Below are 22,332 nucleotides of genomic sequence, written 5' to 3'. Positions count from 1 at the left end.
TCACTCTTCGCCGCTGATCTCGTCGAGCTTGCGCACGACCTTCTTCCAGCCGCCACTCATGACCGTGTAGGCGCTCTCGTTCCTGGGCAGGACGAAGCCCGCATGAATCAGCTGAATTCGTGTGCCGGCCTCGACCGGGGTGAGGGACCAGGTCACGACGGTGTCGAGCGGCGCGCCGTAGCCGGTGTTGCGCACGTCGCCGCCCTTCCAGGCGTAGACGAGGCGACTGTTCGCCACGACCTCCAGAACCCGGCAATGAATGACGCCATCCCAGTTGCCGCCCGGGGTGGTCTGGAACGTGAAGGCGTTGCCTTCGACGGCTTCAAAGCCGGTCGGCTGCATCAGCCAGCGCGCGATCAACTGCGCGCTGGTCAGTGCCTTCCAGATCGTTGCCGGCGCGTGAGGGAAGACCTCGTCCAGAACAATGTCTTTTGTCTCGTCTTTCAACGCGGCTGCACTCACGGATCGATCTCCTTCAAGAGGTCACGCAGGTTCTGGAAGCGCTCGCGCCAGAACACGCCGTAATGGTCCATCCAGGTGACCAGCGGCTCGAGTCCTTGCGGCGCGGCGCGGTAGTAGACGTTGCGGCCTTCGGCGCGCTCGGCGACGAGGCCGGCCTGTTTGAGGGATTTCAGGTGCTGCGAGATCGCGCCCTGGGTGACGCCGCTGCCGCGCGTGAGCTCGGCGACGCTGATCTCCTTGCTCTCGAACACGCGCTCGAACACGGCGCGGCGGGTGGGGTCAGCGAGGGCGCGCATCACGGTCGTGACGGGGTTTGGGAGTGCTTCGAGCATGGAAATTAGATTAGTCGTGGCTAATTCATTAGTCAATACTAATTTAGCCGACCCGTTGTTCGCTCCGAAGCCAAGCTTGACTATGACTGACCAGTCAGTCATATTGTGGCTATGACGAAGAGATCGACCAAACTCGCCGCGTCGTCTGCAGCCGACGGAGAGGCGCCCGCCTCAAGCCGTGCCGCGCGGGCGGCGGAGCGGCGCCAGGCGATCGTGGACGCGGCGATGGAGGAGTTCATCGCGCGTGGCTTTGCCGCGACCAGGCTGGACGACATCGCCAAGCGGGCCGGCGTCGCCAAGGGCACGATCTACCTGCACTTCAAGGACAAGGAATCGATGTTCGAGGAGCTGGTGCGCACCGTGATCGTGCCGGTCGTCACGCGGCTCACGACACTGCCGCCGCCAGCGGGCTCGGTGCGCGATCTCGTCGAGGCCTTTGCCAGCAACTTCCTGAAAGAGGTCATCAACACCAGGCGCGGCGATCTCGTGCGCCTGATCGTGGCGGAGGGGCCGCGCTTTCCATCCGTCGCCGACTTCTATTACCGCGAGGTCGTCTCGCGCGGGATGGCCGGCATGCGCACGCTGATCGAGCTCGGCATTGCCCGCGGCGAGATCCGCCAGAAGGACCTTGCGCGCTATCCGCAGATCCTGGTCGCGCCCGCGATGATCGCGGTGATCTGGCAGAGCCTGTTTGCGCGGCATTCGCCGCTCGACGCGCAGGAGATGCTGCGCGTCCATCTCGATTTGATTTTTGGCGAACGGAGGACGACATGAGGTCGTCGCAAGTCATTTTCAGATTCGCATTGGCAGCCGTGCTCGCGACCGGACTCGCCGGCTGCAAGGAGAAGCGCGATCCCGGCTTCCAGGGCTGGGTCGAGGCCGACATGATCTTCGTCAGCCCGGACGAAGCCGGCCGGGTGACCAAGCTCGGCGTCCGCGAGGGCGACGAGGTCAAGGTCGGCGATCAGCTCTATTCCGTCGACGACGACCTCCAGCTTGCCGATCTCAACCAGAACAAGGCAACGCTGGCCAACGCGCAGCAGACCTATGATCGTGCGGCCTCGCTGAGCAAGACCGGCTCCGGCACGCAGGCCAATCTCGACTCCGCCGTGTCGGCCTTGCGCGTCGCGGAAGCGCGGGTGGCGACGTCGGAGACGCGGATGGCGCGGCGCAAGGGCTTTGCGCCCGTTGCCGGCACCATCCAGCAGATCTATTTCCGCGAGGGCGAGATGGTGGCGGCGCAGCGGCCGGTGCTGTCGATCATGCCGCCCGGCAACATGAAGCTGCGCTTCTTCGTGCCCGAGACCGAACTGCCGAAGCTCGCGATCGGCGACACCGTGCGGATCGTGTGCGACAATTGCGCCGCCGATCTCACCGCAAAAATCTACTTCATCGCGACCTCGGCCGAATACACCCCGCCTGTCATCTACAGCCTCGAGGAGCGCAACAAGCTCGTCTATCTCGTCCAGGCGCGGCCCTCGCGCCCCGATGCCCTGCGCGTGGGGCAGCCGATCGACGTCTACCTCAATCCAAAGACACCGGTGGCGGACAAGCGATGAACGGCGGCAATGGCATCGCGATCGACGTCAAGGGCCTGACCAAATCGTTCGGCGGCCGCGAGGTCGTGCATGATCTGTCGATGCAGGTGAAGCGCGGCTCGATCTACGGCTTCCTCGGGCCGAACGGGTCGGGCAAGACCACCACCATCCGCATTCTCTGCGGGCTGCTCACGCCGGACAGCGGCGAGGGGACGTGCCTCGGTTACGACATCCGGCGCGATGCCGAGAAGATCAAGCGCCAGGTCGGCTACATGACCCAGCGCTTCAGCCTGTACCAGGACCTCTCCGTCCGCGAGAACCTCGAATTCGTCGCGCGACTCTATGGCCTCACCGATGCGCGCGGTGCCGCGCGCGAGATGATCAAGCGGCTCGGATTGTCGGGGCGCGAAGAGCAGCTCGCGGGCGAGCTCTCCGGCGGCTGGAAGCAGCGCCTGGCGCTCGGGGCCTGCACGCTGCCCAGTCCGAAATTGCTGCTGCTGGACGAGCCGACCGCCGGCGTCGATCCGAAGGCGCGGCGCGATTTCTGGAACGAGATCCATGCGCTCGCAGCCGACGGTCTCACCGTGCTGGTCTCGACCCACTACATGGACGAGGCCGAACGCTGTCACGAGATCGCCTACATCGCCTACGGCCATCTGCTGACGCACGGCACGGTGGAGGAGGTGATCGCGGGATCCGCGCTGTCGACCTACACGGTCACAGGCGAGAACCTGAACGAGCTCACGGCCGCGCTCACCGGCAAGCCCGGAATCGACATGGTGGCGCCGTTCGGCACCTCCTTGCACGTTTCGGGGCGCGACGTCGCGGCGCTCGAAGCCAGCATCGCGCCGTGGCGTGAGCAGGGCGGCCTGCACTGGCACAAATCATCGCCCTCGCTCGAAGACGTGTTCATCGAGCTGATGAGCCGATCCAGGGACAATTTCCAATGAGCGCCGCCGATCATCCCGCGCCGCTACGCGAAATCCGGGAGCGCTTCGGCTTCCTGCGGCGCTCTTATGCGATGCTGATCAAGGAGTTCATCCAGCTCAGACGCGACCGTGTCTCGTTCGCCATGATCGTGATGCTGCCGGTGATGCAGCTCATGCTGTTCGGCTATGCCATCAACACCACGCCGCACAATCTGCCGAGCGCCGTGCTGCTCCAGGAAGACTCCGATCTTGCCCGCTCGATCCTGAAGGCGCTGGAGAACACCAAATATTTCCGCTTTCTCTATGAAGTGCACGACGTCGACGATTTCGACAATCTGCTGAAATCCGGCAAGGTGCTGTTCGGGGTCGAGATCCCACGCGGCTTCGAGCGGGCGGTGCGGCGCGGCGACAAGCCGGCGCTTTTGGTTGCAGCGGACGCCACCGATCCCGTGGCGGCGAGCTCGGCAATCGGCTCGCTCGGCATGGTCGTGCAGACCGCGCTCAAGCACGATCTCTATATCGGCGATCCCCCGGAGATGCCGTTCGAGATCCGCGCGCATGCCCGCTACAACCCGGCCGCGGCCTCCAGCCTCAACATCGTGCCGGGTCTGGTCGGCACCATCCTCACCATGACCATGCTGATCTTCACCTCGCTCTCCGTCACGCGCGAGGTCGAGCGCGGCACCATGGAGAGCCTGTTGTCGATGCCGATCAGGCCGGTCGAGGTGATGTTCGGCAAGATCATCCCTTACGTGCTGGTCGGTTTCGTCCAGGCCTTTCTGATCATCGGCATCGGCGTCGGCCTGTTCGGCGTGCCCGTGCTCGGCAATCTGTTCCTGCTGGCGCTGCTCTCGACGCTGTTCATCACCACCAATCTGGCGATCGGCTACACGATCTCGACGCTGGTGCAGAACCAGCTCCAGGCCATGCAGATGTCGATGATGTTCTTCCTGCCGAGCATCCTGCTATCCGGCTTCATGTTCCCGTTCGCCGGCATGCCGGTCTGGGCGCAATATCTCGGCGAATGCCTGCCGCTGACGCACTATCTGCGCATCGTCCGCGCCATCATGCTGAAGGGCGCGACCATGCAGAATTTGCGCTTCGACACCCTGGCGCTGGCGGCCTTGATGCTGGTCGCCATGACCATCGCCGTGACGCGCTTCCGCCGCACGCTGGATTGAGGCAGAATGCCCCCGGAATCGAGGGGTGGAATGGTCAGGTTTGCGAGCAGGAAGACGCGGCAGCATGCCGTGATGTCGGAGGAGTTCGAGCGCGAGCTGACGCGGGAGGTGCTGCGCACCGAGCTGTTGCGGGTGAGAGCGCTGATCACGACGGGCTGCGTCATAGTCGTGTTCCTCACAGCAACCTTCCTGATCGATCCAGCTCTCGTGAACCGGGTCTGGCGCGGGACGGAGGGTCTCGTCCGCGAATACATTCTCGTGGGGGGCTTCATTCTCTTCGAGGTCTGGGTCCACAGCCAGATCAGGCGAAACCTCAAGCTCGATCGCGACCTGCCGGTGGTCAGGCGCTATATCGGCGCAACAATCGAAACGTCGCTGCCGACGATCATCCTGATTCTGCAGATCCGCAGCATGGGAGCGAGCCAGGCGCTCGGTTTCGTGTTGCCACTGGTCTATTTCATCTTTGTCATCCTTTCGACTCTGCGGCTCGATTTCTGGCTCTCCACCTTCACGGGATTTGTGGCCGCCGCCGAACTCCTGGCCGTCGCGCTGTATTACAATTCGGCCAGCGACGCCGGCGAGCCCCTGATCTATTTCCACGTCGTGCGCAGCGTCGTCATCCTGATCTGCGGCGTGCTGGCCGGAGCCGTCGGCGCGCAGCTGCGGCGGCAATTTGGCGCGAGCATCGCGGCGGCGACTGCGCGCGACCGGGTGACCAACCTGTTCGGCCAGCACGTCTCGCCTCAGGTGGTGGAGCGGTTGATGGCGGCGGGAACCAGCGCCAGTGGCGATCTCCGCCGCGTTGCCGTGATGTTCGTCGACTTCCGCGGTTTCACCGCCGGCGCGCAGTCGCGCACGCCGACGGAGGTCGTCGAGCGGCTCGACGGCGCCTTCGCCGTGCTGGTCGACATCCTCGATCGCCAGGGCGGCATCGTGAACAAGTTTCTCGGCGACGGCTTTCTCGCGCTGTTCGGTGCGCCGCTGGAAGCCGCCGACGCCGCGCATCGCGCGGTCGCGGCGGGCCGCGAGATGCTGACCGCGATGGACCGCATCAACGCGCAAACGAGCTGGCCGCTCAGAATCGGCATCGGCATTCATTTCGGTGAGGTCGTTGCCGGCAATATCGGCTCGCCCCGCCGCAAGGAATACACCGTGATCGGCGACACCGTGAACTTCGCCTCGCGGCTGGAGGCACTCAACAAGGAGTTCGGCTCGCAACTCCTGATCTCCGCGTCCGTGCGCGAGGCGCTCGGCGATGACGGTGCGGACGCCGTTGCGCTCGGCGAAGTCGAGGTCCGCGGCTACGAGCAGCCGGTCGCGGTGTTTCAATTGGGATAACGCGCCTTCAAATGCGAGTCGCGTTTCGTTGAAGCTGGTCGCGCTCCGTTGAACACGCGTGATGAACTGTCTCTGGTAGCTTTCGGGTCTCGCACAGTGGAAGCCGAACATCTCGCCTTCCGTTTGCAATCCGGAGAAAGCCAATGACCCGATCGACCCTTGCTGCGGCCGCCATGATCGCCGCCGCCGTCTTCCAGACCCAGGCCGCATCCGCGCGCCACATCACCCCGACGCGCGCCGCCGCAACCCAGGCAACGGCGGATTATTGCGTCAGGGCTCCGGCAGAGGGCGCATATGCCACCGCGCCTTACAGGCAGCCGCCCTGCCTGCCGAACACGGTATACTCATCGCCGTACGCCTACGCCTACTAACGATCACGGCAGACGATACCGGGCTGGTGAAATCCGCCAGCCCGGCGTCGCGAACGATTGCAGCTTCTCCGCTTCCAACACGTCATCGCGATTGCTCCGAGTGCTCCGAATTTTGGGGCATGACGAGCGATGTTGCCGGCCTGTAGACTGCCGCGCGATGCGGCCGGTCGCGGCCGCGATTGGCATGAGGAAGTGAAAGATGCAGCGCCGCTACGTCACCGTCGACGTGTTCACCGATCGCGCCTTCGGCGGCAACCAGCTCGCCGTAGTGCTGGATGCCGGCGGGCTTTCGACCGCGCAGATGCAGGCGATCGCGACCGAGTTCAATTATTCCGAGACCACCTTCGTGCTGCCGCCGCGCGACAAGGCCAACGACGCCGAGGTGCGTATCTTCACGCCCGTGCTGGAGATTGCTTTTGCCGGCCATCCGAATGTCGGCACCGCCTTCGTGCTTGCTTCGATGGCGAAAGAGCCGAAGCCGCGCGTGCTGTTCGAGGAGAAGGCCGGGCTGGTCCCGGTCGATATCGTGCGAGCGCAGGGAAGGGTGATCCGAACCGAGCTCACCGCGCCGCAGCCGCTCGCGCGGCTTGCACAGTTGTCGGCCGCTGAAGCCGCGAGCTGCATCTCGCTCAGCGCAGACGACGTCAGGACCGACAGCCACGCGCCGCAAATCGTCACCGTCGGAAACGCGTTTCTGGTGATCGAGCTGCATTCGCGTGAGGCATTGAAGCGGGCTCGGCCTGATGCTGCGGCCTACGGCAGGGTCTTGCCGCGCGACGGCGCCCGGTCGGTGTGGTTCTATACGCGTGACGTGCCCGCGGCGGAGGCGCCTTGCGAGCGACAGGCGCGAATGTTCATGCGCGGCGCCAGCGGCCTGACTGAGGACCCCGCCACCGGCAGCGCCACCGTTGCGGCCGCCGCGCTGTTCGCCGATCTCGATCCCATGCGTGACGGCGAGCTGAAGCTCACGGTCGGCCAGGGGTTTGACATGGGCCGGCCAAGCATCCTCCAGACGCGCGTGCGCAAGCAGGACGGCAAGATCGTCTCCGCGCATGTCGGCGGCAGCTGCGTACAGATGATGGAGGGGACGTTCAAGCTGGCGGAGGAGGGGTAACCCCCAAGGCGCGCGGCACGCCGGGGGTAGTCCCGTCATCCAGAGGTGCGAGCTCTTGCGAGCCTCGAAGGATGTACGGCCGAGCTGCTACGTCGGTGGCACGGCTGACAACAGCGGCAGTGCTACACCTGCTGCCCCGCCAGATTCTTCACCGCCACGCCGTCGCGCTCCTCGATGATCTCCGCGATCATCTGGCGATGGCAGTGGGTGTGGTCGCGCTCGTAGCAGAGCAGGCAGACGGGGCCGGCCTTCTTCACCAGCGCCGAGAGTTCGTCCATCTGCTCCCGGGCTTCCGGCGTCTTCAGGTGCTTTGAAAAGATCTTCTGCAGCATGTCGTACTGCCCGCTACGCGCGGCAAGGCGACCTTCCTTGGGGGTACCGAGCGCGGCGAGATGCACATAGGCGATGCCGCGCTCATCGAGGCCTGCGGACAGCTGCTTCTTGGAAAAGCCCGGCCGCCGCGACGACGTCACCGCGCGCACGTCGACCACGAGCTTGACGCCGGCCTCTTCCAGCTCATCCAGCACCGCCTTGGGCGGCGTCTGCTCGTAGCCGATGGTGAACAGCTTTTTTGCTCTTGCCATGGGACGCCTCAGCTCACCCGCGCGATCAGTTCCATGGCGCCGTGGGGTGCGCGCACCTTGCCCTCGTGGATCACATAGGCGAACACGTCGCGCGGCTCCTTCTTGGGCTTGCTCTTGTCGACCTTCGGCAAATCGTCGGGTTCGCCGCCGTCGGCCCATGCCTCAAAGCGCTCAGCCCAGGCATCGAGCTGCTTCGGCGGATAGCAGGTCTTGATCTCGTCATTGCCCTTCTGGAGCCGGGCATAGACGAAGTCGCCGGCAACGTCCGCGATCGCCGGATATTTGCCGTGCTCGGCGAACACCACGGGCGTCTCGAACTCGCGGATCAGCGCGATGAAATCAGGCGTGCAAAAACTGTCGTGGCGAACCTCGACGACATGGCGCAGCGCGCGGCCCTCGAGCTTGCGCGGCAGCAGCTCGAGAAACGCACCGAAATCGGCGCCGTCGAATTTCTTGGTCGGTGCGAACTGCCACAGCACCGGCCCGAGCCGGTCGCCGAGTTCCAGCACGCCGGAATCGTAGAACCGTTTGACGGAATCGCCGGCCTCGGCCAGCACGCGGCGGTTGGTGGCGAAGCGCGGTCCCTTCACCGAGAACACGAATCCGTCGGGCACTTCGCCCGCCCATTTGCGAAAGCTCTCCGGCTTCTGCGAGCCGTAATAGGTGCCGTTGATCTCGATCGAGGTCAGCTTCGAGGCGGCATAGGACAGCTCCTTCGCCTGCGTCAGCTTCTCCGGATAGAACACGCCGCGCCAGGGCTCGAAGGTCCAGCCGCCGATGCCGATGAAGATGTTGCCGGATTTTTTGGACGCGGTTTTTGCTTTGGCCACGGGAGGATCTCGCATCGACGGGGGAGGGACCTCATCCTAATCAAACCAGATGTGATTGGCCAGTTGCCGCGTCCCGTCTAAGCTTTGCCATGGGACCCGCGAAAAAAGGAGAACAAGAATGCGGATGCTGATGGTGGGAGCGGCGCTCGTCATGATGACATCTGTTGCCATGACATATTCTGCAATGGCGGACGACGACGACGCCAAGGGGGCGCAGAAGCTCGCCCAGCAAGGCCGCGACGATTATTGGCATTGCCTGGCGCGGGAGTATTCGCGCGACTCCAATCAGGGCCTGTCGGAACAGGACTTTGGCCGCTCGGTCGCCGGCGCCTGTCCGTCGGAGCGGCAATATTACCGGGTGGCGCTGCTCGACTATCTCACCACGCAATATCCCAATATCGATTCCGGCGCCCATCTCGCCACCGCGAACAGGGCGGTCGAGTCGGCGCAGAAGGACATCGTGACGGCCTTCGTCAAGCACCGGCCGCCAGCGAAATAGGAAATGGGGAGCGGCGAATAGCAACCAGGGCAGAAGAAGGCGGGTTTGCCTCATTCGCTGCTCGCCATTCGCTATTCGCCCCCTCCGGCAGCCCTTTCGGCGCCGCGCGCATCCATGGTATCACTGGACGCATCTGGAACGGGGACGGGTTTCCATGTCGTCTGAGTCGGTGGGTGGCATTCTGGGCGCGATCGTCGCGGCGATCGTGCTGGCGGTCGCCGTCGTGTTCGGGCCGATCGGACAATACGGCAAGCCGCCCAAGCCGGCGAAGGTCGAGCAGGCCCCTGCTGCGGCTCCCGCAGCCCCGGCCGCCCCCGCGCCGCGTGGACCGATCATCAAGGAAGTCCCGAACTAGAGTCTGAAAAAAGGGTCTTTTGGCCCTCTTGCAAAGCGGTTTCGCCATCCCCATCTAGCCCCTAACGGCGACGTTGAGCGAAAACTCCGGCGCTGGAACGACCTTGGAATAGCTTGGGCCTGCGCCGGATGTACGCGCTGGTCCGCCGTTCCGGGGTCGTTGGCATTTTAGGGCCCTTTTGGGCCGTCTCCCAGAGAAACCCCCGGCTCTTGGTTCAAGAACTTGGCAGCGCAGGACGCGGCGGATATACGCTGCCGTCATGAATGAAGCGATCAGACCGGGCGTCGGCAACCAGGCTCATGAGGGGCCGGAACTGTCGGTCATCGTCCCGACCTTCAACGAGCGCGACAACGTCACGGTGCTGTACCGGCGGCTGGAGGCGACGCTCGTCAACGTCGCCTGGGAAGTCGTGTTCGTCGACGACAATTCGCCCGACGGCACCTGGGACGTCGTGCGCGCACTGGCGCAGCAAGACAGCCGCGTGCGCTGTGTGCGCCGCATCGGCCGCCGCGGCCTGTCCGGCGCCTGCATCGAGGGCATCCTGGCCTCGAGCGCGCCCTATGTGGCCGTGATCGACGCCGACCTCCAGCACGACGAGACGCAACTGCCGAAGATGCTGTTGCTGCTCGCAAGCGACGAGGCCGAGCTCGTGGTCGGCAGCCGCTACATCGAGGGCTACAAGAGCGAAGGCTTCAACAAGCAGCGTGCCGGCGCCAGCGCGCTGGCGACCGAGCTCGCCAGGAAGGCGTTGCGAGTCGAGATCGCCGATCCCATGAGCGGCTTCTTCATGATCCGCCGGGATCGTTTCGAGCAGCTTGCGCCAAAACTGTCGGTGCACGGCTTCAAGATTCTGCTCGACGTCGTCGCCAGCGCGAACGGCGCCTTGCGAGCCGTGGAAATTCCCTACACGTTCGGCGAGCGCCAGCATGGCGAGAGCAAGCTCGATTCCATGGTCGCACTGGACTTTCTCGGCCTGGTGCTGGCGAAGTTCACCAACGATGCCGTCTCACTGCGCTTCATCCTGTTCGCGATGGTCGGCGGCATCGGCCTCGTGGTGCATCTGACGACGCTGTTCGTCGCTCTTCAGCTGTTCAAGGCGCCGTTCGCGGAGGCGCAGGCCGCCGGCGCCATCGTCGCCATGACCAGCAACTTCGTCCTCAACAACTTCCTCACCTATCGCGACCAGCGGCTGAAGGGCTTTGCGCTGCTGCGCGGCCTGATCGCCTTCTACATCGTGTGCAGCGTCGGCCTGCTCGCCAATGTCGGCGTCGCCTTCTCGGTCTACGACCAGGAGCCGATCTGGTGGCTGGCCGGCATGGCCGGCGCGCTGATGGGCGTGGTGTGGAACTATGCGATGTCCGGACTGTTCGTCTGGCGTAAGAAATAGCGCGAGATGGGCGGAGCTGACGCGCGGATCGTCCGCAATACGGCGCTGGTGATTCTTGCGCTGGTGGCTCTGCGCCTCGTCGCGGCCGCGTTCACGCCGATCACTTTCGACGAAGCCTATTACTGGATGTGGTCGAAGAACCTCGCCGGGGGCTATTACGACCACCCGCCGATGGTCGCCTATGTGATCCGCGCCGGGACCATGATCGCCGGCGACACCGAGCTCGGCGTTCGCCTCGTCTCGATCCTGCTCGCGCTGCCGATGAGCTATGCGGTCTATCGCTCCGCCGCGATCCTGTTCGGCGGCGCACGGCTCGCCGCAACCAGCGCCATCCTGCTCAACGTGACGATGATGGCCTCCGTCGGCACGCTGATCGTCACGCCGGATGCACCGCTGCTGGTCGCCTCCAGCTTCGTGCTGCTCTTCCTCGCAAAAGTGCTGGAGACCGGCCGCGGTGTCTGGTGGCTCGCCGTCGGCGCGGCGGTCGGCGCGGCGCTGCTGTCGAAATACACGGCGATGTTCTTTGGCGCTGCGATCCTGATCTGGCTCGCTTCCGTGCCAAAGCTCAGGTCCTGGTTCCTCTCGCCCTGGCCGTATCTCGGCGGCCTCGTTGCGCTCGCGCTGTTCTCGCCGGTGATTCTCTGGAACGCAGATCATCAATGGGTCTCGTTCGCAAAGCAGCTCGGGCGCGCGAAGATCGAAGACTTCCGTCCGGTCTTCATCGCCGAGCTGATCCCGACCCAGATCGCGTTCGCGACCCCGCTGGTCTTCATCCTCGGTGCGATGGGTCTGCACGCGCTGACTTGGCACAGGGCTGGCGCGCTGGCCTCGCGCGCGCTGATCGAGACGATGTTCTGGACCATCGTCGCCTATTTCGTCTGGCATTCGCTGCATGCCCGCGTCGAGGCCAACTGGTTCGCGCCGGTCTATCCGCCCTTCGTCGTCGCCGCCGCGGCCGCCGCCAATCTGGCACAATGGAAGCCGCGCGCGCGCCGCCTGGTCGATTTCTGCCTGCGCTGGGCCGCACCAACGGGCATCGTGATGTTTGCCGCGCTGATCGTGCAGGCCAATACCGGCTGGCTGTCGGGCTATCGCCGCGATGCGACCGTGCGCAGCGTTGGCGTCGGCTGGTCCGAGCTCGCCGCCGAGATCGATGCCGTGCGCGCGCGCAATGGCGCGACCTGCGTGCTGGCGCCGGACTACGGCACCACCGGCTGGCTCGCGTTCTACCTGCCGCGCGGCACCTGCGTGGCGCAGCAGAACCAGCGCATCCGCTGGGTCAACATGCCCGAACCTGATCCGAAGTTGCTTGCCGGCAAGCTGATCTATGTCGACGAGCTGCGCCCGGACGGCCATCCCGCCCTCAAGGACCTCTTTGCCCAGGTGACGGAAATCGTCCAATTGCAGCGCAAGCGCGGCCCGCTCGTGGTCGAGACCTACGGCATCGATCTGCTCGAAGGCGCCAAGGGCGATGTGCTCGACCACTCGCCGCCGCCGGAAGCGCGGTAGCGGGCCTCAGTCGATCATCTCGGCCCTGGCGGTAGCCTGGCTCGGTCCGTTCTGATCCCGCCAGAACCAGACCGTCACGATGCCGGCGCGACCGCGGACCTGCGTGAGCAGGGGGCCCTTCAGCACGCCGTCGGGAGCGTCTTGGAAGTCTGCCGCATCCAGCAACGTATCGGTCAGCGCGAGCCGCGCATTGTTCTGGGCGGCGACCTCCATCAGCCGGCTCGCGACGTTGACGGTGTCGCCGTTGGCCGTGATGTGCTGGTGGCTCTCGCCGAGGCGGGAGGCGACGATCGGACCGAAATGCGCGCCGATCTTGAAACCAAGCCGGCTGCCGATCTCGGGTGGCAGTGACGCGATCCAGCGCTCGGCACCGCGGTGCAGCTCGATCGAACATTTCAGCGCGCGCGCTGCGTCATCGGGCATTGCGCCCGGCAGGCCGAACAGGATCATCGCGCCATCGCCGAGAAAGCTGGTGATCATGCCGCCGCAATCGACCGCGGTCTTGTCGATCAGCACATGGAACGCCTCGAGGATGTCCTGGAGCTTGTCCGGATCGATCTTCTCGCTGAGCGCCGTGAAGCCGGAGAGGTCGATGAACACGGCGGCACCGTCCTGCCGGACCGGCTTGGACAGGAAATTCGGATCGCGCGCCAGCCATTCCTGCACGGCGGGCGCCTGGAATTGCGCGAGGGAGCGGCTCTTGGCGGCGAGATATTGCGTGCGGCGGCCTCCTGCCCACAATTGCACGCCGGCAAAGACCACGACGGGAGGCACAGCGGCCGCGAGCGTGGTCGCCGCATTCAGCCAGACGCCATGCGTGAACGCGAACAAATTGAGCCCGGCCCAAGCCATCATCACCGCGGCGGCCGCTATGATGCCGGGCGCGCTGCGTCGCCACGCGAGCAGGCCCACCAGCAGCAGCGGCAACAGGATTGCGGTGAGCGCGTCGGCGATGTGGACCTTGCGGTCGCGCACGATGCCGTCGCCTGCGACGAGATGGGTGATCGCGGTCGAGACCACCTCGACGCCGGGCATCAGGGAATCGAATGGCGTCGGATAGAAGTCGCCGCCGCCCGCGACCGAGGCGCCGATCACGACGATCCGGTTCTCGATCGCCGCGCGATTGAGCGTGCCGTCGAAGATGCTCTGCGCGCTGACGGTGCGGATGGTCCTGCGCGGGCCGTAATAGGTGATCGGCAGCGCGAAGTCGGTGTCGGTCGGCACCGCGCGCTCGCCCAGCATCAGATGATCCGGCGCGATCGTCAGCGGCTTGTCGAGCGCGCGCGTTGCGACGCGCAAGGGGAACGACAGCTCGACCTTGTCGCGCGTGCGGAACAGCATCGGCACCGACAGCGGCGAGCCTGATTGCCCCGTAGCGACGTTGACGACGCCGACCTCGGCGTGGTCGGCGAACGCCGGCAACGGCAGCAGGAAGCGCTCGGCCTGCGGCAGGACGGCGAGGGGGCCCTGGCTGCTCGGCTTCACGGTCTCGCTGGCGGACGGAAAGATCGCCGCGGCGGCGAGCACCATCGGGCCGGTGGCGAGCGTGTTGGCGAGCGTTGCGTCGCCGATCGCGGCGCTGCGATCGACCAACAGCAGGTCGATCGCGACCACCTTTGGCTTGAACTGCACGATGGTGTCGACCACGCGGGCGAGATCGGCGCGCGGCAGCGGATAGCTGCCGCCACGCTTGATGACGGTATCGTCGATCGCGACGATGGTGACGAGATCGGGGGGATGCTGCACGCCGCGGACCTGCGTCCGCCAGTCCGTCAGCGTTGCCTCGAGCCGATCGAGAAAGCGCAGATGACCGTTGGCGTGGCCGGCATAGATGCCGGCGCCCCACAGCGCGGTGAGGACGAGCGCCACCAGGATCTGAACGCGTCGGCTACTCATGCGGTCGTTTTGCAATCTTCTCGATCTTCCAAATCTTGTTGTCCGGGCCTTGGTGGCCCAGCCTTATTGGCCAAGCCCATTGTTTATTGTCCGAGCCTTGCCATCAGCGCGTCAACGCGCGGCTGGCCCCAGGTCTTGACGGTCAGCGGACCGGCGGCCTCGACATCGACGCCTTCGCCGGGGCCTAGCACGACACCGCGTCCGCGAGCCCTGCGGGTCACGCCGACACGGCCGTCGGCGACGAACACGGAGGTTTTTGCCTCGGCAACATCGACGGCCCATTTGGTGCCGCGCACGGCGGCGATCGCTTGCGGCGTCAGCACCTTGAAGGGATTGCCGCCGGGCCTCTTGGGCACCTCGACCAGCAGCGCTTTGCTGCTCAACTCCACGGAGTCTATATGTCCGTCGCGGTTGGCGTCCTTAAGTTCAAATCGGGCGCCGCTTTCGGCAACGATCGTGATGCCGTTGTCGCAGCGCCACACCTGCGTGCCTGCGGCGGACGGCGCTGCCGTGCAGCCCGCATTGGCGGCAGGCTGTGCAGCTGCAGATCCAATCAACAGAAACGATCCTGCCAGGGCAATAAACCCTGCGCGCGCGAACCCTCTCATGCCAGCCTCCGTATGCGTGCTCGGCACAGTTCAAGGCGGTGTTGATACGGTACCGTATCACACGCAGAGGCTGCTGAAAAGTGCCGCTCTCGCAGCTATTTTCTCGGCACGGCCATTTCCAGTCCGGTGCGATCAACTTTCAGTCAGGGCGCCGTGCCGCGTGAGCGCTCCGTGCCGGGTGCGTGATGTGTGTGAGCTGCTCGCGAGCGGCGAGGGATGCCCGGCCGCACCAGCCTCACGCAACGCTTCCCCGCTATCTTCCGGGTATTGAAGACCACGAAAAGGACTTGGTTGGTGCGTTTAGAGATGCGGCCGGAGAAGTCCGCCGACCGTGCTGAACCGGCCGAGAATTATAGTTAACAGATGCGTCTAAGTCCGTAGTTCTGCGGGCTTTTTTCTCGAAATGGCACAGCCTTGGCGAGTTGCCTCGGAACTGCCCGAACTTAATCCGCATTTAACTAAAAGTCGCCTTAATGACGCTCCGACCTCCTGCGAGATGCTGTTCCCGGATCGTGACCAGCGGCACTTCAAGGGGGACTGAGTGACACCGTCCTGGACGCAAGGCGAATGAGTACGAGTATCGCTGCGCAGAGTAACGCGGCACGGAAGTCCAAAAATTTCTCGAAGCACAATTCGCGGAAATCTTCCCGGAAAATGACCACGACCAATTGGCTTGGCGCCGCGGCAATCGGCTGCGCCGTGATGGGCGCCGGCTGGACCGTTTACACCAACGTCCTCGGCGCGAGCGTCTATCCGACCGTCGGCAGCATTGGCTACGACGAGCCCGTGATCAAGCGCGCGCCCAAGGTGGCGCTGCGCGAGGCCGGTGAGGCCATCAAGGAAACCTTTGCACTGCTGCCGGACCGGCTCCAGGTCGCAGCGCCCATCTCGCGCGAGATGTTCAACGAGCGCTTTGCCGCGGCTGCAACGCAGGGCGTTGCCTCGAATGCGGCGAGCGCCGCGCCCGCAACTCAGGTTGCTGTCGCCAAGGACGCGCCGAAGCCGACCGTGATCGCGAAGGTTGCGGAAGTGCTGAAGCCGGCCGCGGCCAAGGTCTCCGAGAAGATCGCCGACGCAGCCAAGGGCAAGCGCGGCGCCGATGCTCAGGTGCAGCTGGCCTCGGCCGATCCGGCCGAGATCGTGCCGGCGCCTGAGGCGAAGCCAAAATCGTTTGCCGATCGCGCCAAGGCCGCGGTGATGTCGATCACCGGCCCGCGCCAGTCGATGGTGGAAAAGCTCTGGGGCAAGCGTGAGCCGTCCGGCGGGCTGCTCGCTTACGCCTCCGCCGATGCCAGTGTGATCGCGCCGAAGGAGCAGAACCCGATGCTCGGTGGCGCGCCGCCCTATGAGCGCGACACCGCGGTCTACGACATCACCGCCAAGACGGTTTACCTGCCCGACGGCACCAGGCTCGAGGCGCATTCCGGCCTCGGCTCCAATCTCGACGATCCGCGCTCGCAACGCACCCGCATGCGCGGCGTGACGCCGCCGCACATCTACACGCTGAAGCCGCGCGAGGCGCTGTTCCACGGCGTGCCGGCGCTGCGCCTGACCCCGGTCGGCGGCGAGAGCGCGATCTACGGCCGCGACGGCCTGCTCGCGCATACCTTCATGCTCGGGCCGAACGGCGATTCCAACGGCTGCGTGTCGTTCAAGGACTATTACGCGTTCCTAGACGCCTACCGCAACAAGGGCATCCGCAAGCTCGCGGTACTGGCGCGGGTGGAGTGAGGCGCAGCGCGCCTCGGCCGCTTTCTGCACGATCAGCGTTTGACGAAAACCAGATTGCAGGCACGGGCCTCGTTGCGCTTGCCGCTGCCGCGGGTGCGATCGAACTGCGCATCGACCGTAAAGGCGTAAGGCGAGCCGGGGGCAAGGTTGTTGAGCGTGTAGGCGCTTGCGCCCGTCGTGCCGCGTGCGCTCAGCGTGGTCTTGCCGTCCGCCGGGATCTGACCATCGATCTCCAGCCGGTTGAGGTTGTTGCCCGGGCCCTGCGCCTCGGCGTGAAACACGCCGTTGGTCACGGTGGCGACCAGGGGCCGGGTAAAGCCCTGCGCCTTGCCGGTGGCCTGGCAGTTCAAGGTCACGTCCCAGTTGCCGTCAAAATCCTTGCTGCCGCCGGCTTTGGCATTGTTGGCTGGCGCCAGCGCCACCTTCTGCTTCAGGCCTTCAACGCGTGCCTTGGCGAGCGTGGCGAAGATGCAATTTGGAAATCGCGCGAGATGATCCTCGAAAGCAGCCAGCGTGCCGATGCCGTCGGCGGCCTTCCAGTGCGCTTCCGCGGCTGCGCAGGGGTCGGCCCGGGGCGCGGCTTGCGGCGCTGCGGGGGCGACCGTGACCGACACCGGACCGTTCAGATAAAACTTGCCGATGATCGACAGTGAAAGCTCCGGCAGCTGGGACTTGCCGCTGGAATCATAGACGTCGCTGCTGATGTCGCGAAAGACGTCGCCGATTTCCTGCGGCTCCTCGATGTGCTTCAGGAACGCGGTCGTATAGGGGCTGTTGCGGCCGGTGCCGTCGGCCGCGGTCTGCCCTGATTGCGTCGAGAACGACACGATCGTGCCGCGCGGCGCCTCGACCTTCGACAAGCCGCGCCCGACCGAGGCGGCGCGCGTCGCGGAGCGCTTGAGCATGTCCGCCAGCGGATTGTCGCGGCAGGAATCGAGCACGAGGATGCGCAAATTCTTGGCCTGCTGCAGGTCGTTCACGATGTCGTCGACCCGCACGAAGCGTTTCAGGTCGGCTTCATCGGCGAGCGCGGCATCGACAGGCATCAGATAGTTGACGCCGTTGTACTGCATCGCATGGCCGCTGTAATAGAACATGGCGACATCGGCCTTGCTTGCGGCGCGGGCGAAGCGGATGGTCAGGTCCTGCATGTCGGCCTGACGCAGATCGATGCCCTGGATCACCTCGAAGCCGCTGCGCCTGAGCGAGGCCGCGACGTCCTCGGCATCGTGCGACGGGTTGGGAAGCTGCGCCGTCGAGACATAGGCGCCGTTGCCGATCACCAGCGCGACGCGCGTGTCCGCCGATGCGGGACCAAGGCCAAGCCAGCAGGCGAGGAGAGGCAGGCAGATTCCGGGCACATAAAATCTGGAAAGAGCGCGCATGAAAACCGTCCGGGGAAAATCGAAAAATATCCCCGGAGATTAGCGCATGCCGCGCCGGCATCAATGCCCTTGCCGTGGAACCGTCAGATTTGGCGGCCGTGGCATCCTGTCACGCCGCCAGGGTTTTGCGCAGCGCCATCTCGGTCGCAATCGCCTCCCGCACTGCGGGGCGCGCCTGCATGCGCTCGAGATAGGCCGACAATGACGGCCATTGCCTGATGTCGACGCCCGCCGGACGGAGCAGCAACAAGGCCCAGGTGAGGTGCGCATCGGTGACGGTGAAGCGGTCACCGACGAGGAATTCACGGTCCGCAAGATGCGCCGATGGCACCGACAACGTCTGTGCGATCCTTGCGCGCGGCTTGGCGAGCGAGCCGTCATCCTTGTACCAGAAGGTCGGGAACAGGAACGCCTTGTGGATCTCGGCACCGGTGAAGCTCAGCCATTCCTGGAGACGGTAGCGGTCGGGATCGCCGAACCGCGGCGCAAGGCCTGCCTCCGGCTTCGCATCGGCGATGTATTGCAATATCGCCGCGCTTTCGGTCAGTCGTTCGCCGTTCTCCAGCACCAGGACCGGCACCGCGCCGTTCGGCGACACGTCGCGGAAATCGCTGCTGTCGTCCGCGACCTGCTTGGTCCAGAGATGCACCTGATGATAGCGAGCTTCGATACCGGCTTCCATCAGCGCGATGCGGCTCGCAAGCGAGCAGGCCATCGGCGAGAAATAGAGTTGCAGCATCGCGTTGCTCCGTTATTTCAGCGCATCGCCGCGCGCGATGATCGCGAAGCGGTCGGATAGCTCGGCGAGTGCAACCTCGTGGATGGTCCGTGCGTCCAGCGTGCCGCCGCGGCCATCCGGCAGGTCGCGCGTGGCGCAGGCGTCGGCGTCGATCGTCGTGCGAAAGCCGAGGTCGAGTGCGGCACGGGCGGTGGAGGAGACGCACATATGCGTCATGAAGCCGGCCAGCACGATGTTCTTCGTCTCGGTTGCGGCAAGGCGCGTCTGCAAATCAGTGCCGGCAAACGCATTCGGCAGCTCCTTCTCGATCACGAGCTCGCCGGCGCGGGGGCTTAGCTCGGCGACGATGGCGCCGCGGTCGGCGCCGCGATCGAACAGGCTGCCTTGCTTGCCGCGATGGGCGATATGGATGATCGCGGCTCCGCTCTCGCGTGCCCGCGCCAGCAGCGCGGCCGCCCGCGCGATCGCGGGCCGGGCGTCGGGCAAGGCGAGAGGGCCTGCGAGATATTCGTTCTGGATGTCGATCAGCACCAGCGCGGCGTCGCCGAGACGTGGCGGGTTGAGATCGGCACCGGCAAGCTGCAGCAAGGTCTTTGCGGTCGTCATGGACTTGGAAATCTCCGGGCAAAAGGCCTGACAAACATAGCTCCGGAAATGCCTGCCGATATGCAGGAATATTGCAGCGGGTAGCTGCGATATTGCAGGCCGCGCCCACCCGGTATAACCTTGTGCAATGAACTGGGACGATCTGCGCATCATCGCTGCCGTCAGGGACGAGGGCACCTACGCGGGCGCCAGCGGACGGCTGCGCATCGACGAGACCACGGTCGGGCGTAGGCTGTCGCGCATCGAGCGCGCGCTCGGTGTGCGCCTGTTCGAGGCAGCCGACGGCGTCCGCAAGCCGACGCGGAGTTGCGAGGCGGTGCTGGCGCATATCGAGGCGATGGCCGCACATGCCGCCGAGATCGGTCGCGTCGGTGAGAGCCTGGCAGGTCCGGTGGGACGCCTGCGCATCGCTTCCACCAACACGATCGCCGAGGAGGTGCTGTCGCCGCGCGCGAGCGATTTCCTGCGGGCCAATCCCGGCCTGACGTTGCAATTCCTCACCTCGAGCGAGAACGTGAAGTTCTCGCGCTGGGAGGCCGATCTCGCCATCCGGCTGCGCAAGCCCGACAAGGGCGACTTCGCGATATCGAGGCTCGGCGACGTCAAGCTCTATTATTTCGAGCCTGTGACGACCGAGGGCGAGCCGATGCTGTGCGCCTATCCGGACGAGCTCGGTGCCATTCCCGAGATGCAATTCCTGCGCACGAAGCAAGCCCGCACGCGCTGCGTCACCGACAACGTTCGCGTCATTCGTAACCTGATCCGCATGCATCAGGCCGCCGGCGTGTTGCCGGAGCATGTCTGCGCGGACTTGCTCGGCGATCGCCGCCTGCGCGCGACGCTGCTGCCGAAGCGCCGCGACGTCTGGCTGCTGGTGCAGAACCACCTCAAGCGCGATCCCGCGACGAGGGTGACGATCGACTGGGTGAGGGCATGTTTTCAGGAAACGTCTCGCAACTGACGCTCACATCGCATTGTGATCATCGCGCCACAGTGCGTGGTGCGCGATGAAAAATCCCGAACCACCCTCTTGCAACCCGAACGTGCTTCGTCTATTGACCCGCTCCTTCGCTAGGCCATGGGTTCGGGCTCTCTGAGATCCCGACTGGCGCGGGCCGGTCTCCGGTTTCGTGTTCCGCCGAATGAAGATGCAGGATGTAGCTCATGGAGAGCGCCGGGGTGACCCGGAGGCATCGGTTCGATTCCGGTTTCTTGTACCAACCAAAGGATAGCTCAGTGGTAGAGCAGGTGAATCATAATCATCGTGACGCGGGTTCGAATCCCGCTCCAGCGCTACGGGTCAGCCTGAAAAACTGACACCTCTGACGAGGACCGGACGCGCGCTTCAGTCGCAGTCCGGCCGTTTTGCCGCAAGGCTTTCCGTCCGAACCTAGACACTGTGAGACCGGCTCTGCGCCGCGGGTAGATACCGCTTGCGCTGATGCCGGGTGGCTCCGCATGACCGCTCGACACGCGTCGGGCGATCGCGCGCGTGCGCCCGTCATCGCGCAAGCTCAAGCCCCGGCCCGCCGATGTCATGGGAAGCGTCGTCCGCGTCCTCACGTCCTTTGCAAATGAAACCTGTTGTCCGGCATCCGGCCGGGCGCAAACGAAGGAGGCTTGCCATGACTTCGAACAAGACCTGGCATTTGCTGACGACCACGATCACCGTGAAGGACGGTGAGCGCGCGCTACTCACGCGAAACGGCCAGCTCGAGCGTGTGCTCGCGCCTGGGCGGCATCGCCTGTTCGATCTGCGCAACGAGTTGACGGCCGTCGTGTACAACGTCGTGGGGACCGAATTCCCTGCGGATCGGTACGCGGTGCTGAAGGCCGCGCGGCCTGATCTCGCAGCCGAGCTGTTCGAGGCGGTCGAGACCAGGGCGGACGAGATCGCCATCGTCAGCCTCGACGGCCGGCCCGTGCATCTGATGACGCCCTGGCAGGTGCGCGTGTACTGGAAGGTCGCGACCCGCATCGAAGTCGAGCGCATCGATGTGTCCAGCGATGTCAGGGTCGACGCGCGGCACCTGACCATGATCGAGCGCAACCGCTCGGCCGTGACGTCGGAGACCGTGGTCGAGAACCACGAGGCGGGCCTGCTCTATGTCGAGGGCCGGCTCGTGGAGCGGCTCGCGCCCGGCCGGCACGCCTTCTGGACCGTCGGCCGCAAGATCGAGGTGAAGCGCCTCGACCTGCGGCCCCAGGCAGTCGAGATCACCGCGCAGGAGATGCTGACCAGGGATCGCATCGCGCTGCGGGTGACGCTGACGGCGTTCCGCAAGGTGGTCGATCCCGAGCGGACGGTTGCGACCGTGCCCGACGTGGATGCGTGGCTGTACCGCCTGGTGCAGTTCGCGATCCGCGAGGCGGTCGCGAGCCGGACGCTGGACGAGGTGCTGTCTGCGAAGGCGGCGCTGGATGCGGAGCTGCGCGACTATGTGCGGGCACGCGTCGCAGAGTCCGGCGCGGAGGTGACCGAGCTCGGCGTCAAGGACGTGATCCTGCCCGGCGAGATCCGGGAGCTGGTGAACAAGGTGGTGGAGGCGGAGCGGGTCGCCAAGGCGAACCTGATCCGCCGGCAGGAAGAGACCGCGGCAACGCGTTCGCTCCTGAACACCGCCCGCCTGATGGAGGAGAACCCCCTGCTGCTGCGGCTCAAGGAGCTGGAGTCGCTGGAGCGGCTGGTCGAGAAGGTCGGCCGCATCGATCTCCATGCCGGCAACGGCGAGGGCCTCGATGCCCTCCTGACCCGGCTCGTGCGCCTGAAGGCGCCCGAGAGCACGTGAACAGAAGGGCCGCCCACGGGCGGCCCTTCACATCTCCGTTGTGCTTGCTTGGCATGAACGCATGAGCGTGACGGTGCGACCAAGATCACTGAGCGGGGATTGCACGCGCGCGAAGGTTGCGTAATCTCGCGACGAGACTTGATCAGGGC

At 65.2% G+C, this 22,332-nt stretch carries 23 protein-coding genes and 2 tRNA genes; 16 read left to right on the top strand and 9 right to left on the bottom strand.

Translation table 11 applies throughout. The features are described from left to right. Together I3J27_RS24365 and I3J27_RS24360 are read right to left on the bottom strand one after the other, a co-directional pair. Positions 1 to 462, bottom strand: a complete 462-nt coding sequence (locus I3J27_RS24365; protein WP_270160936.1) for an SRPBCC family protein — start codon at positions 460 to 462, stop codon at positions 1 to 3. After that, entirely contained in the window at positions 459 to 794 is a 336-nt protein-coding gene (locus I3J27_RS24360) for an ArsR/SmtB family transcription factor (RefSeq protein WP_270160929.1), read from the bottom strand. Before I3J27_RS24360 ends, I3J27_RS24365 begins: the two co-directional genes overlap by 4 nt. A 111-nt stretch (positions 795 to 905) precedes the next feature. Here I3J27_RS24360 and I3J27_RS24355 point away from each other — a divergent pair, with 111 nt between their 5' ends. The 7 genes from I3J27_RS24355 to I3J27_RS24325 all read left to right on the top strand — a co-directional run bounded on the left by I3J27_RS24355 (position 906) and on the right by I3J27_RS24325 (position 7,265). Next, complete coding sequence (locus I3J27_RS24355; protein WP_270160927.1) at positions 906 to 1,568, top strand: TetR/AcrR family transcriptional regulator; 663 nt, start codon at positions 906 to 908, stop codon at positions 1,566 to 1,568. Beyond that, the gene (locus tag I3J27_RS24350) at positions 1,565 to 2,353 is read left to right on the top strand and encodes an HlyD family secretion protein (RefSeq protein ID WP_270160925.1); all 789 of its coding nucleotides are present in this window, start codon (positions 1,565 to 1,567) and stop codon (positions 2,351 to 2,353) included. The genes I3J27_RS24355 and I3J27_RS24350 overlap by 4 nt, the downstream gene beginning before the upstream one ends. Next, positions 2,350 to 3,282: an ABC transporter ATP-binding protein gene (locus I3J27_RS24345; RefSeq protein ID WP_270160923.1), complete on the top strand. Its 933-nt coding sequence runs from the start codon at positions 2,350 to 2,352 to the stop codon at positions 3,280 to 3,282. The genes I3J27_RS24350 and I3J27_RS24345 overlap by 4 nt, the downstream gene beginning before the upstream one ends. Beyond that, positions 3,279 to 4,442, top strand: a complete 1,164-nt coding sequence (locus tag I3J27_RS24340) for an ABC transporter permease (protein ID WP_270160920.1) — start codon at positions 3,279 to 3,281, stop codon at positions 4,440 to 4,442. Before I3J27_RS24345 ends, I3J27_RS24340 begins: the two co-directional genes overlap by 4 nt. A 30-nt stretch (positions 4,443 to 4,472) precedes the next feature. Then, positions 4,473 to 5,780, top strand: a complete 1,308-nt coding sequence (locus I3J27_RS24335) for an adenylate/guanylate cyclase domain-containing protein (RefSeq protein WP_270160917.1) — start codon at positions 4,473 to 4,475, stop codon at positions 5,778 to 5,780. A gap of 143 nt (positions 5,781 to 5,923) precedes the next feature. Beyond that, a complete protein-coding gene (locus I3J27_RS24330) occupies positions 5,924 to 6,151 on the top strand; it encodes a hypothetical protein (protein WP_270160916.1) in 228 nt (75 codons plus the stop codon). Positions 6,152 to 6,350: 199 nt separating this feature from the next. Next, a complete protein-coding gene (locus I3J27_RS24325) occupies positions 6,351 to 7,265 on the top strand; it encodes a PhzF family phenazine biosynthesis protein (protein ID WP_270160915.1) in 915 nt (304 codons plus the stop codon). 122 nt (positions 7,266 to 7,387) lie between these two features. Here the strand turns inward: I3J27_RS24325 and I3J27_RS24320 are convergent, their stop codons facing one another. Further along, positions 7,388 to 7,849 (bottom strand): DUF488 domain-containing protein, encoded by a 462-nt coding sequence (locus I3J27_RS24320; protein ID WP_270160914.1) that lies wholly within the window; start codon positions 7,847 to 7,849, stop codon positions 7,388 to 7,390. An 8-nt stretch (positions 7,850 to 7,857) separates the two neighbouring features. Then, the gene (locus I3J27_RS24315) at positions 7,858 to 8,694 is read right to left on the bottom strand and encodes a DUF72 domain-containing protein (RefSeq protein WP_270160913.1); all 837 of its coding nucleotides are present in this window, start codon (positions 8,692 to 8,694) and stop codon (positions 7,858 to 7,860) included. A gap of 103 nt (positions 8,695 to 8,797) precedes the next feature. Between I3J27_RS24315 and I3J27_RS24310 the strand changes: the two genes are divergently transcribed. From I3J27_RS24310 to I3J27_RS24295, 4 genes are all read left to right on the top strand, one after another. Then, a complete protein-coding gene (locus I3J27_RS24310) occupies positions 8,798 to 9,178 on the top strand; it encodes a hypothetical protein (RefSeq protein ID WP_270160912.1) in 381 nt (126 codons plus the stop codon). 154 nt (positions 9,179 to 9,332) lie between these two features. Next, complete coding sequence (locus I3J27_RS24305) at positions 9,333 to 9,533, top strand: hypothetical protein (protein ID WP_270160911.1); 201 nt, start codon at positions 9,333 to 9,335, stop codon at positions 9,531 to 9,533. 259 nt (positions 9,534 to 9,792) lie between these two features. Further along, entirely contained in the window at positions 9,793 to 10,920 is a 1,128-nt protein-coding gene (locus I3J27_RS24300) for a glycosyltransferase family 2 protein (RefSeq protein ID WP_270160910.1), read from the top strand. Positions 10,921 to 10,926: 6 nt separating this feature from the next. Then, positions 10,927 to 12,429, top strand: a complete 1,503-nt coding sequence (locus I3J27_RS24295; RefSeq protein ID WP_270160909.1) for a glycosyltransferase family 39 protein — start codon at positions 10,927 to 10,929, stop codon at positions 12,427 to 12,429. Positions 12,430 to 12,435: 6 nt separating this feature from the next. Here I3J27_RS24295 and I3J27_RS24290 read toward each other — a convergent pair whose 3' ends face one another. Continuing rightward, positions 12,436 to 14,325 carry a CHASE2 domain-containing protein gene (locus I3J27_RS24290; protein WP_270160908.1) on the bottom strand — a complete coding sequence of 630 codons (1,890 nt, stop codon included), beginning with the start codon at positions 14,323 to 14,325 and terminating at the stop codon, positions 12,436 to 12,438. Between the two features lie 83 nt (positions 14,326 to 14,408). Continuing rightward, positions 14,409 to 14,933, bottom strand: coding sequence for a FecR domain-containing protein (locus I3J27_RS24285; protein ID WP_270160907.1), 525 nt, complete (start codon positions 14,931 to 14,933; stop codon positions 14,409 to 14,411). 654 nt (positions 14,934 to 15,587) lie between these two features. Here I3J27_RS24285 and I3J27_RS24280 point away from each other — a divergent pair. Further along, positions 15,588 to 16,664, top strand: a complete 1,077-nt coding sequence (locus tag I3J27_RS24280) for a DUF2778 domain-containing protein (protein WP_270160906.1) — start codon at positions 15,588 to 15,590, stop codon at positions 16,662 to 16,664. Positions 16,665 to 16,696: 32 nt separating this feature from the next. Here I3J27_RS24280 and I3J27_RS24275 read toward each other — a convergent pair whose 3' ends face one another. The 3 genes from I3J27_RS24275 to I3J27_RS24265 all read right to left on the bottom strand — a co-directional run bounded on the left by I3J27_RS24275 (position 16,697) and on the right by I3J27_RS24265 (position 19,394). Next, positions 16,697 to 18,049, bottom strand: a complete 1,353-nt coding sequence (locus tag I3J27_RS24275) for a caspase family protein (protein WP_270160905.1) — start codon at positions 18,047 to 18,049, stop codon at positions 16,697 to 16,699. A gap of 109 nt (positions 18,050 to 18,158) precedes the next feature. Then, on the bottom strand, positions 18,159 to 18,788 hold the full coding sequence (locus I3J27_RS24270) for a glutathione S-transferase family protein (protein ID WP_270160904.1): 630 nt from the start codon (positions 18,786 to 18,788) through the stop codon (positions 18,159 to 18,161). 12 nt (positions 18,789 to 18,800) lie between these two features. Further along, on the bottom strand, positions 18,801 to 19,394 hold the full coding sequence (locus I3J27_RS24265) for a cysteine hydrolase family protein (RefSeq protein WP_270160903.1): 594 nt from the start codon (positions 19,392 to 19,394) through the stop codon (positions 18,801 to 18,803). 127 nt (positions 19,395 to 19,521) lie between these two features. Here I3J27_RS24265 and I3J27_RS24260 point away from each other — a divergent pair, with 127 nt between their 5' ends. The 4 genes from I3J27_RS24260 (at position 19,522) to I3J27_RS24245 (ending at position 22,183) form a co-directional block, all read left to right on the top strand. Beyond that, positions 19,522 to 20,355, top strand: a complete 834-nt coding sequence (locus tag I3J27_RS24260) for a LysR family transcriptional regulator (protein ID WP_270160902.1) — start codon at positions 19,522 to 19,524, stop codon at positions 20,353 to 20,355. 189 nt (positions 20,356 to 20,544) lie between these two features. Beyond that, positions 20,545 to 20,614 (top strand) — tRNA-OTHER (locus I3J27_RS24255). 7 nt (positions 20,615 to 20,621) lie between these two features. Further along, positions 20,622 to 20,687, top strand: a tRNA-Met gene (locus tag I3J27_RS24250). Positions 20,688 to 21,019: 332 nt separating this feature from the next. Continuing rightward, positions 21,020 to 22,183, top strand: coding sequence for a slipin family protein (locus tag I3J27_RS24245; protein WP_270160901.1), 1,164 nt, complete (start codon positions 21,020 to 21,022; stop codon positions 22,181 to 22,183). The last annotated feature ends 149 nt before the right edge of the window (positions 22,184 to 22,332 follow it).

It is taken from the genome of Bradyrhizobium xenonodulans (assembly GCF_027594865.1).
Taxonomy (GTDB): Bacteria; Pseudomonadota; Alphaproteobacteria; order Rhizobiales; family Xanthobacteraceae; genus Bradyrhizobium; species Bradyrhizobium xenonodulans.
The sequence above is the reverse complement of the archived record's forward strand: the minus strand, read 5'-3'. Positions and strand labels throughout refer to the sequence as shown.

What these genes read in the sequence shown, in the direction of transcription:
- I3J27_RS24325 (WP_270160915.1), top strand. Translation starts at nt 6,351, where the DNA reads ATGCAGCGCCGCTACGTCACCGTCGACGTGTTCACCGATCGCGCCTTC.
- I3J27_RS24275 (WP_270160905.1), bottom strand. Translation starts at nt 18,049, where the DNA reads ATGCGCGCTCTTTCCAGATTTTATGTGCCCGGAATCTGCCTGCCTCTC.
- I3J27_RS24300 (WP_270160910.1), top strand. Translation starts at nt 9,793, where the DNA reads ATGAATGAAGCGATCAGACCGGGCGTCGGCAACCAGGCTCATGAGGGG.
- I3J27_RS24315 (WP_270160913.1), bottom strand. Translation starts at nt 8,694, where the DNA reads ATGCGAGATCCTCCCGTGGCCAAAGCAAAAACCGCGTCCAAAAAATCC.
- I3J27_RS24265 (WP_270160903.1), bottom strand. Translation starts at nt 19,394, where the DNA reads ATGACGACCGCAAAGACCTTGCTGCAGCTTGCCGGTGCCGATCTCAAC.
- I3J27_RS24335 (WP_270160917.1), top strand. Translation starts at nt 4,473, where the DNA reads ATGGTCAGGTTTGCGAGCAGGAAGACGCGGCAGCATGCCGTGATGTCG.
- I3J27_RS24285 (WP_270160907.1), bottom strand. Translation starts at nt 14,933, where the DNA reads ATGAGAGGGTTCGCGCGCGCAGGGTTTATTGCCCTGGCAGGATCGTTT.
- I3J27_RS24350 (WP_270160925.1), top strand. Translation starts at nt 1,565, where the DNA reads ATGAGGTCGTCGCAAGTCATTTTCAGATTCGCATTGGCAGCCGTGCTC.
- I3J27_RS24295 (WP_270160909.1), top strand. Translation starts at nt 10,927, where the DNA reads ATGGGCGGAGCTGACGCGCGGATCGTCCGCAATACGGCGCTGGTGATT.
- I3J27_RS24320 (WP_270160914.1), bottom strand. Translation starts at nt 7,849, where the DNA reads ATGGCAAGAGCAAAAAAGCTGTTCACCATCGGCTACGAGCAGACGCCG.
- I3J27_RS24290 (WP_270160908.1), bottom strand. Translation starts at nt 14,325, where the DNA reads ATGAGTAGCCGACGCGTTCAGATCCTGGTGGCGCTCGTCCTCACCGCG.
- I3J27_RS24245 (WP_270160901.1), top strand. Translation starts at nt 21,020, where the DNA reads ATGACTTCGAACAAGACCTGGCATTTGCTGACGACCACGATCACCGTG.
- I3J27_RS24280 (WP_270160906.1), top strand. Translation starts at nt 15,588, where the DNA reads ATGACCACGACCAATTGGCTTGGCGCCGCGGCAATCGGCTGCGCCGTG.
- I3J27_RS24340 (WP_270160920.1), top strand. Translation starts at nt 3,279, where the DNA reads ATGAGCGCCGCCGATCATCCCGCGCCGCTACGCGAAATCCGGGAGCGC.
- I3J27_RS24260 (WP_270160902.1), top strand. Translation starts at nt 19,522, where the DNA reads ATGAACTGGGACGATCTGCGCATCATCGCTGCCGTCAGGGACGAGGGC.
- I3J27_RS24310 (WP_270160912.1), top strand. Translation starts at nt 8,798, where the DNA reads ATGCGGATGCTGATGGTGGGAGCGGCGCTCGTCATGATGACATCTGTT.
- I3J27_RS24305 (WP_270160911.1), top strand. Translation starts at nt 9,333, where the DNA reads ATGTCGTCTGAGTCGGTGGGTGGCATTCTGGGCGCGATCGTCGCGGCG.
- I3J27_RS24345 (WP_270160923.1), top strand. Translation starts at nt 2,350, where the DNA reads ATGAACGGCGGCAATGGCATCGCGATCGACGTCAAGGGCCTGACCAAA.
- I3J27_RS24270 (WP_270160904.1), bottom strand. Translation starts at nt 18,788, where the DNA reads ATGCTGCAACTCTATTTCTCGCCGATGGCCTGCTCGCTTGCGAGCCGC.
- I3J27_RS24330 (WP_270160916.1), top strand. Translation starts at nt 5,924, where the DNA reads ATGACCCGATCGACCCTTGCTGCGGCCGCCATGATCGCCGCCGCCGTC.
- I3J27_RS24355 (WP_270160927.1), top strand. Translation starts at nt 906, where the DNA reads ATGACGAAGAGATCGACCAAACTCGCCGCGTCGTCTGCAGCCGACGGA.
- I3J27_RS24360 (WP_270160929.1), bottom strand. Translation starts at nt 794, where the DNA reads ATGCTCGAAGCACTCCCAAACCCCGTCACGACCGTGATGCGCGCCCTC.